Consider the following 11801-nt stretch of genomic DNA (forward strand, 5'->3'; position numbering starts at 1 on the left):
GTGACAGCCCCCTCGAAAAAGTGCGCCACTTTATCATACAGACTCGCCGTGCAGGCCCGCCCAGCCAACAACGCAACCCACAACACTGAGGCAGGTCAATGCCGGGGCGACGGCCCAGCGGACGGCGGCTCGCGCCAGTAGCGGCGATTCCCAGCCTCGGTGTGCGCGGGTTCGAATGCACCCAGTTGCAGACGAATGGCGCCCTGCTCGGCGCTGTCGTGGATTGCCATGCCGAATTTCCTATAGCGTTGCATGACCCAGGGATGCGGGTGGCCGAATGCGTTGTTTCGCCCTCGGGAAATCAATACCGAATGCGGCTTGAGACGCGCCAGCAGCGCCATCGACGACGAACTGCGACTGCCATGATGCGGCGCGGCCAGCCAATGAATCGGCGCCCCCAGCGGGCCATCGAGCATGGCTCGCTCGGCGTGGGCATCGATATCTCCGGTCAACAGCAAGCGCTCGCCGTCGGCTTCGATCAGCAAGACGCAGGACTTCTGGTTGCTTTCGACCGCTGACGCCCAGCGCCACAGCTCGAACCGGACCCCATCCCATTCCCAGCTCTCGCCGCTGTCGCACGGCGCCGCCAGCAGATCGGCGGGCAGCGCATCAGGATCGCCGCTGATGACCCGAGTCGTCGCCAACCCATTGCGCACCGCTTGTGCTCCGCCGGCATGATCAGCGTCGGCATGGCTGAGCAGCATCAGGTCCAACCGTCCCACACCAAGCTTGCGCAAGGTCGGAACCACCACGCGCTCGCCTGCATCGGCCTCGCCAAAGCGTGGCCCCGCGTCATAAAGCAACGCATGCCGATGGGTACGCACCAGGACTGCCAGCCCCTGGCCGACGTCAAAATGCCAGATTTCGGCGCGTCCGTGGGGCACCTGTTCCCGAGGAGGAAACACGATCAGCATCAACATCGGCCAACCCAGGACACGCAGTGGCAGGCCCTTGGGCAGCAACAACAGCACAGCGCCGAGCGCCGCGATACACAGCGCCCACAACGGGACAGCGGGAGGCATCCAGGCCGCCATTCGCCCTGCAACCAGTTCGAGGCCTTTGAACAGCAGATCGAGCAACCCACCGGCGACCCACAACAGGTTTTCCCCGACGCCCGGAACCGGCAGCAACGCCGTGCCAAGCAGTGCCGCCGGTAATACCAGCAAACTGATCCAGGGCACCGCCACCAGGTTGACCAACGGACCGCTCAGGCTGACCGGCAAGCCAAGGATCAATAACAACGGGCATAGGCCGAGCGCAATCAGCCACTGGGCTCGGGTCCAGGTCTGCCACCAGCGCCAAGGGCCCAGGCGACCGCCGAAGGTGAACATCAATATCGCGACGGCGGCAAACGACAACCAGAACCCGGGGCGCAGGCTCGCCAGCGGATCGAACATCAACACGCCGATGAAGGCCAGCAGCCAGGCCCACCAAGGTTCGGCTTGGCGGTAACGCCAGCGCCACAGCAACACCAGACCGATCATCGTGCAGGCCCGCCGCACCGGCACTTCAAATCCGGCGAGCAAGCCGTAGCCCACAGCGGCGACGAAAGCCAAGGCGCAGGCCCAGGGCAACCACGGCAGACGCGCCGGCCAAACGCCATAACGCGCCGCGCCAGCCACCAGCAGATACACCAAGCCGGCAAACAGGCCGATGTGCTGGCCGGAAATCACCAGCAGATGGACCGTGCCGGTGTCTTGCAGTACTTGCCAATCTTCGCGGCTCAATCCAGCCCCGTCGCCAAGCACCAGCGCCATCAGCGCACCGGAACGCCCTTGGGCATCGACCTTTGCCAACGCCTGGCGCACTCCATCGCGCCAAGCGCCCTGCGCCGGCTGCACCCGCAAACCCTCCTTGACGGTGCCGGTCGCGCCGATGCCGCGGCTCAGCAGCCACGCTTCGTAGTCGAAACCATGGGGGTTGAGCAACCCGACGGGCCGCTTGAGCTTCACTGCCAGGCGCCACTTTTCACCGCTCCTGACCGGCGGCCCGCCATACCAGGCCAGGCGCATCAACGCAGGCAAGCGCGTGCGTCGGGAGTGGGCATCGGCAAGCTCGAAACGCACCATGCCCTCACCGTATTGCGGCAAACCGACGACGTTTCCCTCGACCCAGCGGGTTTCACCGTCCAGGGCAGCGGGCAACCGGTCATCCAGCGCAAGCTGCGCCCCAACGCAGGCCCAGGCCAATCCGAGAAGAAAAAAACTGGCCGGGCAGGTGCGAAACGGCAGCATGACCAGCGCTGTTATCGCCATCGCCACGATCAGCCACGGTGGCGGCAACGCCGGTAAGAAAATCGGGACCAGCAACCCGAGTGCGAGCGCGATCATCACTGTGCGCATAAGCCCATCCTTGAGAGTTCCCTCTAAGGCTTAGCCGGTCTGCGGCACCGCGAACGTTATCAATTGTCACAAAGTCTGAATCTGCCGGCCGTAGAATCCGGACATACTTGCGGCCTGACTGCTTTGACCCGACCGAGAAGCCTTATGCCCCGGCGCCTATTCAAACGCTACATGCCTGACCCTGCGAGCATTCGGGAACACAAATCCTTACGCTTTCTTGGCACCCTGCTGCACGACCCCAACCTCTGGCACCTCAATCGCCATTCAGTGGCGCGGGCAATGGCTGTCGGATTGTTTGCCGCTTTTTTACCCATTCCTTTGCAGATGTTGCTGGCCGCCGCACTGTCCATCATGGTTCGCGGCAACATCCCGATTGCCGTGAGCCTGGTCTGGCTGACCAATCCCATCACGATGCCTGCGGTATTTTTCTGTACCTATCAAACCGGCGCCTGGCTGATGGACGTGCCCGCCCGTACGCTGCCGGACGAATTGACTTGGGAGTGGATTACCAATCAACTGTCAACGTTGTGGCAGCCGTTTCTGCTGGGTTCGGTGGTGACTGGGTTGGTGCTTGGGGCTTTGGCCTACTTCGTGACCATGAGTTACTGGCGCTGGTGGGTGGCGCGGCAGTGGCGGCGGCGCAAAAAAAGCCGTAAGTGAGATGCATAAAGGCCTCCTGGGAATGGAGGCCTTTATTGTGGTGTTCTGATGGATCTCTTCGCGAGCAAGCCCGCTCTCACACTGATCTATGTCGAACGCTGATCTGGCGTTCACTGAATATCGAATGTGGGAGCGGGCTTGCTCGCGAAGAAGGCGATGCGTCTTGTCAGGTGCGCATCCCGCGGCCGCTGACCAGCAACCGCGCGCAGCCCACATAAAGCACAACAGTCGCCACCAGCATGAACGTAATCGCAATACTGATCCGAATGTCCGAAACCCCAAGGATCCCATAGCGAAACGCGTTGACCATATGCAGCACCGGGTTGGCCAGGGACACGGTCTGCCAGAACGGTGGCAGCAACGAGATCGAATAGAACACGCCACCGAGGTAAGTCAACGGCGTGAGCACGAAAGTCGGGATGATGGAGATGTCATCGAAGTTGCGCGCGAAGACGGCATTGATGAAACCCAGCAGCGAAAAGATCGTGGCCGTCAGGACTACCACCAGGATCGTCACCCCCAGGTGATGCACCTGTAGATTGGTGAAGAACAGCGACAGCAGCGTCACGATCAGGCCCACCGCCAACCCTCGCAACACACCGCCCAAAGTGAAGCCGATCAGGATTGTATGGGGCGAAACCGGCGAGACCATCAGTTCTTCGATCGAACGCTGGAACTTGCTGCCAAAGAAACTCGACACGACGTTGCCGTAGGAGTTGGTGATCACCGACATCATGATCAGCCCCGGCACGATGTAGTCCATGTACGTGAAGCCGCCCATGTCGCCGATCTGCCGGCCGATCAGGTTGCCGAAGATCACGAAGTACAGAACCATTGTGATGGCCGGGGGCAGCAGGGTCTGCGGCCAGATCCGCATGAAGCGCCGGACTTCACGGTAGACAATGGTATTGAGGGCGATCAGGTTGGGTCGCAGTTCGGAACTCATACCGCCACCTTCGCCAGGTTTTTTTCCACCAGGGACACGAACAACTCCTCAAGGCGATTGGTCTTGTTGCGCAGGCTCAGCACTTCAATATTTTGCAGGGCCAGTTGAGTGAACAGCCCGGTGATGCCGGCGGATTTGTCGACCTGGACTTCCAGGGTATGGCCGTCGAGCAACCGAGCCGGGTAGCCGATGAGCTGCGGGGCGACACTCAGGTCATGCTTGAGATCGAGCAGGAAGGTCTCCACATGCAACTGGCTCAGCAACTGCCGCATGCTGGTGTTCTCGACGATGGTGCCATGGTCGATGATGCCGATGTTGCGGCACAGCTGTTCGGCCTCTTCCAGGTAATGCGTGGTGAGGATGATGGTGATGCCTTTCTGGTTCAATTCGGTCAGGAAGGTCCACATCGAACGGCGCAACTCGATGTCCACGCCCGCGGTCGGTTCGTCGAGGATCAGCAGGCGCGGTTCGTGCACCAACGCACGGGCGATCATCAGGCGGCGCTTCATGCCGCCGGACAACGAGCGGGACGGCACATCACGCTTGTCCCACAGCCCCAGTTGGGTCAGGTATTGCTCGGCGCGTTCGTTGGCGATTTTCGGCGGAATGCCGTAGTAGCCGGCCTGCGTCACGACAATATCGAAGGTCTTTTCGAACTGGTTGAAATTGAATTCCTGGGGCACCACGCCAATGCAGCGCTTGAGCGCGGCGGGAGCGCGGTCCAGGTCATGGCCGAACACGTTGACCGTGCCGCTGGTCTTGTTCACCAAGGTGGAAAGAATGCCGATGGTGGTGGACTTGCCGGCGCCGTTAGGGCCAAGCAAGGCGAAGAAATCACCTTCGGCGACGTCCAGATCGATACCACTCAGGGCCTGGAAACCGTTGCCGTAGGTTTTGGTTAACTGCCGTATGGACAGAGCGGAACTCATATCGGATTACGCACCAAGAAGGGGAAAAGAGAAGAATAGATAAGGGCGTGCGACGAGCAATGCAACCACCCGCACGAAGGCAATGGTGCGTGGCGTCGCCGCACAAGTACAGTGAAGCGTGTCGATAGTAAGTATTAAGTCAACGCGGTCATCACGGCTTTGCGATAGGCCGGACGCTGCTGGAGCCGTGCGTACCAGGCTTGCACATTGGGCAGCGCGGCACGCTCGATGGGCATCTCGAACCAGGCATAAATGAAACTGCCCAGGGGGATATCGCCCATGCCGATTTCATTGCCGCTAAGGTAAGGCTGTTGGCCCAGGGTCTGCTCCACCATTGCCAGCAGGTCTTCGCATTCCTTGATCGCAGCCTTGATGGCGGCCCAATCCTGCTGCTCGGCTGGGGTGCGCAAGACGCCCCAGAACACCGTGCGAAACGGTGCGGCAAAACTCGACGTCGTCCAATCCATCCATTTTTCCGCCGTGGCCCGGGCCTGTACGTCAGCGGGGTACCAGGCGGAATCCGGGGCGTGGCGAGCAACCAGATACCGGACGATGGTGTTCGACTCCCAGAGCACGAAGCCGTCGTCTTCTATCATCGGAACCCGGCCGTTGGGGTTCTTCGCGCGGTATTCGGGCGTGTCCACCACACCGAACGCGCCGCCTGCATCAACAGACTCATAGATGAGCCCCAGTTCTTCGGCGCACCACAACGCCTTGCGCACGTTCGATGAATTCTTCCGGCCCCAGATCTTCAGCATCACGGCTTCCCTCGATGGATAAATGCCGCAGCAGCATACGCCGGATCAGCAATGGCTCAAATCACCGAGCGAGAGCGCACCGCCAAACCTTCCTGAGCCGCCAGGGCATTTACGCCAAACAATGACGTTTTCTCACTTCGGCAACGAACGATTTCCCACGGCTGTTGCCAACCAGACTGGCGCAATACAGGGAGGGTTTCCCACGAAATCAGTCCCATTGCGCCTACCGCCGGTTTTGCACGGGCCGTCTACGCTCTGAAGGTCGGTTTTGCCTTGGTTCACGGAGGATCACTTATGCTGTTGTTGTGGATACTGGTTCTGGTCATCGGAGTCGCCTGGCTGGCGCATCGGCGCACCGCCCCGCTACCGGCGCTGGGTATTGTCGCGGTCTACCTGCTGGCGATGGGTGTCGCCAGCCATGCGCCCGACTGGCTGATGCTCCTTCTCTGGCTGGTGCTCGCCGCCATCGCGACGCCGCTGCTGCTGCCGGACCTGCGCCGCAAATATTTCAGCGCGCCGATGTTCGACTGGTTCCAGAAGACCCTGCCACCCATGTCGCAGACCGAGCGCGATGCCATCGACGCGGGCACGGTGTGGTGGGATGGCGAACTGTTCAGCGGCCGGCCGGACTGGGACCTGCTGCTGACCTATCCCAAGGTAAAACTGACCGAAGAAGAACAGGCATTCCTCGATGGCCCAACCGAAGCGCTTTGCGCGATGGTCAGCGACTGGCAGATCGGCCAGGCCATGGACCTGCCGCCAGAAGCCTGGGCACATATCAAGGAGCACGGTTTCTTCGCCCTGATCATTCCGAAGGAATACGGCGGCAAGGGGTTCTCCGCCTATGCCCATTCCCAGGTGGCAATGAAACTCGCGACCCGCAGCGGCGACTTGGCTTCCACCGTGATGGTCCCCAACTCCCTCGGTCCGGCGGAACTGCTCCTGCATTACGGCACCGACGAACAACGCAACCACTACCTGCCGCGACTGGCCCGTGGCGACGACATCCCCTGCTTTGCATTGACGGGTCCATTGGCCGGTTCCGACGCCGGGGCGATGCCAGACACCGGGATCATCTGCAAAGGCGAATGGCAAGGCGAGGAAACCCTCGGCCTGCGCTTGAACTGGGAAAAGCGCTACATCACCCTTGGCCCGGTCGCCACGCTCCTTGGCCTGGCCTTCAAGGCCTATGACCCGGACCACTTGCTCGGCGACGAAGAAGACCTGGGGATCAGCCTGGCACTGATTCCTACCGATACGCCCGGCGTCCACATCGGCCGTCGCCACCTGCCCCTCGGCGCCGCCTTCATGAACGGACCGAACTGGGGCAAGGACGTCTTCATCCCCCTGGATTTCCTCATCGGCGGCCAGGCCATGCTCGGCAAGGGCTGGATGATGCTGATGAACTGCCTGTCGGTCGGCCGCTCGATTTCCCTGCCGGCGGTCGGTACCGGCGCGGCGAAGTTCACCAGCCTGGTCACCGGCCAGTACACCCAGGTGCGTGAACAATTCAACGTGCCATTGTCGGCGTTCGAAGGCATCCAGGAAGCCATGGCGCGGATCGGTGGCAACGCCTGGCTGATGGACGCCGCGCGCATGCTGACCGCCAACGCGGTGGACCTCGGCGAAAAACCTTCGGTGCTGTCGGCGATCCTCAAATACCACCTGACCGAACGCGGCCGCGAATGCATCAGCCACGCCATGGACGTGCATGGCGGCAAGGGCATCATCATGGGGCCGAACAACTACCTGGGGCGCAGTTGGCAAGGCGCACCGATTTTCATCACCGTGGAAGGCGCGAATATCCTGTCGCGCAACTTGATGATCTTCGGCCAGGGCGCCATCCGCTGCCATCCCTTCGTGCTCAAGGAAATGGCCCTGGCCACCCGCGAAGACAAGGACCAGGCGTTGCTCGAATTCGACGGGCTGCTGCTCAAGCACATCGGTTTCGCCATCAGCAACGCCGCCAGTACGCTGGTGCTCAACCTGGGCCTGGGGCATTTCGACAACGTGCCAGGCAATGCCCTGAGCCAAGGTTATTTCCGCGCACTCAACCGGCAGGCGGCAGCATTCGCCCTGCTGGCGGACCTGAGCATGATGTTGCTGGGCGGTGAGCTCAAGCGCCGCGAGCGTTTGTCTGCCCGACTGGGTGACGTGTTGAGCAACCTTTACCTGGCCTCGGCTGCCCTCAAGCGATATCACGATCTCGATTCGCCGGACCACATGGCGCCACTGTTCCAGTGGGCCATGGAAGAAAGCCTGGGCCAGTCGGAGCGCGCATTGGACGAACTGCTGGGCAACTTTCCCAACCGGGTGCTGGGCTGCCTGTTGCGCCTGGTGGTGTTCCCCTTGGGTCGTCGCCACAGGGGACCGAGCGACAGGCTCGATGCCGAGGTCGCGGCTGTTATCGGACGTTCCAAGGGCGACCCGACCCTGGAAGAGTTGCTACAGGGCTGCTATCGCCCGCAATCCACCGACGATCCGGTGGGCGCGCTGCAACACGCTGCCGACCTGCTGGCCGCAGCCCATCCGCTGCATAAAAAAATCCATGCTGCCCTCAAGCAGGGCCAGCTCAATCCGGCCCCCGGAGAACACCTCATCGATGCAGCCCTGGAAGCAGGCGTGTTGCAGGCCGGTGAAGCACAGACCCTGCGCGCGGCCGAGGCGGCACGGCGCAAGGTCATCGACGTGGATGACTTCGATAAGGAAGCCTTGACGCTCGCCGAGGACAAAGTCCGGTGATCCGGACGGCGATCTGATCACTAGCATGTAAAAGCAGGCGCAGGCACTTTATACTCCTGCGCCCGTTTTGCTCTTGAGGACTTATCTCGTGTCCAATGTCGTTGCCGATCACCTTGTCTTGCTTGACCACTTGCGCAGCATCCTGGTCGCCGTGGGTGAGGCCGAACAGGTTCCCGAAGAAAGCCATGCGCTGTTCCTGGAGCGCTTTGATGACCTGCGCGCGCAACTGCCCGTCGACCCGATCGAAAGCCAGTACCTGGGTCAGGATCTCCTGTGCCAGGTGATCGTCCGTTATCCCCAGATTGCCCACCTGGTCCCCCGCGACCTGCTGTGGTATTTCGCCGGTGATTGCCTGCACTACATGCCCGACGAAGAAATCAGTCTGTACCAGGCCCTGGAGGAGCGTCGTTTCGAAGCAGAACAAAACGACGAGCCCTTCGATTGGAACCAGGAAAAACAATTGCTGGCAATGTCGGATCAGGACAGCAAGCACTGATCGCAAGCAGCAATGCAAAGGCCCGCACGGTTTAACCCTGCGGGCTTTTTTGCGGCTTTTTGTTGATGGCGGCGCCTGGGATTTGTCCTGCTGAATAACAGCGAAAGACAAATTATTGACGCACTCAACCCCATGCTTTTCGCCCCCGTCACTTTTTAGACGTTTTTTTCACAAACGCCGTGGCGCTTTGCCAGCGTTGAACTACTGTCAATCAGAAGCGAGCAGGGAACAGGCGAACCGATCCATAGCCGACCTGATTGGCAACCGTCGTTCTGCTCGCCAGCCCGGCTATCAAGGGCGTTTCAAGATGTGCTGAGTACCGCGTGCCATCCAGTCAGGACGTCCAATGTGCCCCAGGCCAATTGCCGGCGACATTGAGTGATTTGATGAAAATGGGGGGGCAGCCCGGGCCCCATAAATGATCCGAGGCACTGGTTAGCCTAGGGACGGCCTGTCTGTCGAGGATCATTTTATGAGCTATCGTACTGTGCCCGCGTTGAAACACCTTGTTCATGGTTTGTTCTGGATGGGCCTCGGCCTGGATGCGGCTTACGCTGCGGCGGACAGTTGTTCCCAACTGGACAATTTGCCCGCCACCTTCGAGGTTGGCCAGGGCCTGCAGAGCGAGCTGCGTATTCTTGCTCCCGTCACAAAGCTGGCGGTGGGCGATCCGAAAATCGCCGATGTGCAACCCAGCGGCAACGATGCCTTCATTCTTACGGGCCTCATGCCCGGCGCCACCAGCCTGATGGTGTGGACGGCCTGTTCGAAAATTCCCCGTCAAAGCATGGTTTTCGTGACAGGCCGAGCCACCACTGCACTGACCAGCGCAGCAAGCGTGCCGTCGGACGACCCGATGCTGCTCGCCCAAGTGCAGACCGACATCCGTTTCGTCGAAGTCAGCCGGACCAAACTCAAGGAGGCCTCGACCTCCATTCTCGGCACACGAGGCAATTTCCTGTTTGGCTCGCCGAGAACCTTGCCCACCGTCGGCGGTATCGTCCGGCCCTCCTTGCCGGTCAATAACGATATGTTCAATCTGTCGTTCGCCACCGGCAAGACGCTATTGATGATCAACGCCCTGGAAGGCAGCGGCTTCGCCTACACCCTGGCGCGGCCAAGCCTGGTGGCCCTCAGCGGGCAGAGCGCCAGCTTCCTGGCCGGTGGCGAAGTGCCGATTCCCGTGCCCAGTGCCGGCAGCGACAACGTGTCCATCGAGTACAAGGAATTCGGCATCCGCCTGACCCTGACGCCCACCGTGATCGGCAAAAACCGCATCGCGTTGAAAGTCGCGCCAGAAGTCAGCGAGCTGGATTTCACCAACGCCGTGAACATCGCCGGGACGCTGGTACCCGCCCTGACCGTGCGCCGCACCGATACCAGCATCGCTTTGGCCGATGGCGAAAGCTTCGTCATCAGCGGCCTGATCAGTACCCGCAACAGCTCACAGGTGAACAAGTTTCCCGGTTTGGGGGATATACCCATTCTCGGCGCGTTCTTTCGCGATAACTCCATCAACCGCGAAGAGCGCGAGCTGTTGATGATTGTCACCCCGCACCTGGTCCAACCGCTGGCCGCCGACGCGCAACTGCCTACTTTGCCGGGCGAGCAACTGCGCAATTACGACCCGAATTTCTACCGCATGTATTTCCTTGAACATGGCGAGTTCGATAACCGCAGCGGGCTGTCCCAATGAGCCGCTACGTGCAGTGCGAAGCGCCAGCCATTCAACCGGTTTCCAAGGGGCATGGGATGAAAGCAATGATTGCGATAACGGCGACCTTGATGCTCGCCGGTTGTGCCAGCCATGGCACCGTGGCGTCGAGCGCGGCCAGTTGCGCCAAGCCCGGCGCCGATCAGGAATTGGCCCTTAACCTGGCCGATGACATGGCCAATGAAGGTCGCTTGTATGCCAGCCTGGCGAACCTCGAACGCTTGCCCGAAGACTTGGTCCAGGTCCGTTTGCGCAAGGCCCGGGTGCTGCGCCTGATGGGACGCAGCGAGGCCGAGCCTTTGTATAAAAGCCTGCTTGGAACTTGCCTGGCTGCCGATGGTGAACATGGTCTTGGTCAATTGGCCGCTGCCAAGAATGACAACGCCAACGCCACGGAACACCTCGAACGTGCAGCAAAGATGGCGCCCACCGAAGGAAAAATCCGCAATGACCTGGGGGTTGTCTACCTCAATCAAAAGCGGATTCCCCAAGCCCGCTTCGAGTTCATGACGGCCATGGAACTGCAGCAGTCAAACACGCTGGCTGCGCTCAACATGGTGACCCTGCTGATCTACCAGGACAACTGGAAGCAGGCGGCGGAACTGGCGAGCATGGCCAAGCTGAGCCCCCAACAGGTGGCGGATGCACAAGCCCGTGCGGAAAAAATCCGCGGCTCTGCCGGTAATGCAACGACCTCACAATCGAACCGCCTGACCGAGGTCGTCGATGCCTCTACCGGCGCGGTCAAGTAGCGTTTCGAGGAGTCCGAGAGATGAAGACCCAACAATTGTTGATCGTATGCCTGACTTGCCTGTCCACTTCCGCCTGGGCGATCGACCCAGGCCCGTCTTCGGCGGCGCAGCAAGGGACCGAGAGCTGGATGCAACTGCAAATCCGCGGCGTGGTGGCCTCCACCAACCTGCAAACCGCCTCGGCCGCCGAACGCGAGCTGGCCATGCAGCGCTGGCTCAACAGCTTTACTTACCCGATCCCGATGTTCTTCGACCAGGACATGGGGGGAGACGTCAGCAAGAGTGAGTGAAGCGTTGCAAGCATAAAGACCGCAGCCTCCGACACCCCTACGCTTGATGTAGGGAGTTGCCGGGGGCTGCGGTCTTTTGGCTGAAGGCATTGACTAAACGCCTGTGGGAGCGGGCTTGCTCGCGAAGGCGGAACCACAGCCAACACCTGCATTGACTGACCCACCGCTTTCG

The 11801-nt window shown here is 60.9% G+C and carries 10 protein-coding genes; 6 read left to right on the forward strand and 4 right to left on the reverse strand.

Annotated elements, in window-relative coordinates; all coding sequences use genetic code 11:
* Window positions 1–95: 95 nt before the first annotated feature.
* The gene (locus JMN22_RS17240; RefSeq protein ID WP_198798216.1) at window positions 96–2342 is read right to left on the reverse strand and encodes a DNA internalization-related competence protein ComEC/Rec2; all 2247 of its coding nucleotides are present in this window, start codon (window positions 2340–2342) and stop codon (window positions 96–98) included.
* Between the two features lie 144 nt (window positions 2343–2486).
* On the opposite strand from JMN22_RS17240, the gene JMN22_RS17245 reads away from it, so the two are divergent.
* Window positions 2487–3002, forward strand: coding sequence for a DUF2062 domain-containing protein (locus JMN22_RS17245; RefSeq protein ID WP_030137688.1), 516 nt, complete (start codon window positions 2487–2489; stop codon window positions 3000–3002).
* A 166-nt stretch (window positions 3003–3168) separates the two neighbouring features.
* Here the strand turns inward: JMN22_RS17245 and JMN22_RS17250 are convergent, their stop codons facing one another.
* The 3 genes from JMN22_RS17250 to JMN22_RS17260 form a co-directional block, all read right to left on the reverse strand.
* Window positions 3169–3948: an ABC transporter permease gene (locus JMN22_RS17250; protein ID WP_030137687.1), complete on the reverse strand. Its 780-nt coding sequence runs from the start codon at window positions 3946–3948 to the stop codon at window positions 3169–3171.
* The gene (locus tag JMN22_RS17255; protein WP_030137686.1) at window positions 3945–4877 is read right to left on the reverse strand and encodes an ABC transporter ATP-binding protein; all 933 of its coding nucleotides are present in this window, start codon (window positions 4875–4877) and stop codon (window positions 3945–3947) included. Before JMN22_RS17255 ends, JMN22_RS17250 begins: the two co-directional genes overlap by 4 nt.
* Before the next feature lie 134 nt (window positions 4878–5011).
* Window positions 5012–5635, reverse strand: a complete 624-nt coding sequence (locus JMN22_RS17260; protein ID WP_030137685.1) for a glutathione S-transferase family protein — start codon at window positions 5633–5635, stop codon at window positions 5012–5014.
* Between the two features lie 294 nt (window positions 5636–5929).
* On the opposite strand from JMN22_RS17260, the gene JMN22_RS17265 reads away from it, so the two are divergent.
* The 5 genes from JMN22_RS17265 (at window position 5930) to JMN22_RS17285 (ending at window position 11629) form a co-directional block, all read left to right on the forward strand.
* Complete coding sequence (locus tag JMN22_RS17265) at window positions 5930–8377, forward strand: acyl-CoA dehydrogenase (RefSeq protein ID WP_198798217.1); 2448 nt, start codon at window positions 5930–5932, stop codon at window positions 8375–8377.
* Window positions 8378–8465: 88 nt separating this feature from the next.
* Window positions 8466–8873 carry a PA2817 family protein gene (locus tag JMN22_RS17270; RefSeq protein WP_030137683.1) on the forward strand — a complete coding sequence of 136 codons (408 nt, stop codon included), beginning with the start codon at window positions 8466–8468 and terminating at the stop codon, window positions 8871–8873.
* A 472-nt stretch (window positions 8874–9345) separates the two neighbouring features.
* Window positions 9346–10569: a type II and III secretion system protein family protein gene (locus tag JMN22_RS17275; RefSeq protein WP_030137682.1), complete on the forward strand. Its 1224-nt coding sequence runs from the start codon at window positions 9346–9348 to the stop codon at window positions 10567–10569.
* 56 nt (window positions 10570–10625) lie between these two features.
* The gene (locus JMN22_RS17280) at window positions 10626–11339 is read left to right on the forward strand and encodes a tetratricopeptide repeat protein (RefSeq protein ID WP_030137681.1); all 714 of its coding nucleotides are present in this window, start codon (window positions 10626–10628) and stop codon (window positions 11337–11339) included.
* A 20-nt stretch (window positions 11340–11359) separates the two neighbouring features.
* On the forward strand, window positions 11360–11629 hold the full coding sequence (locus tag JMN22_RS17285) for a DUF3613 domain-containing protein (protein WP_030137680.1): 270 nt from the start codon (window positions 11360–11362) through the stop codon (window positions 11627–11629).
* Window positions 11630–11801: the final 172 nt, after the last annotated feature.

It is taken from the genome of Pseudomonas sp. HB05, assembly GCF_016756915.1.
Taxonomy (GTDB): domain Bacteria; phylum Pseudomonadota; class Gammaproteobacteria; order Pseudomonadales; family Pseudomonadaceae; genus Aquipseudomonas; species Aquipseudomonas alvandae.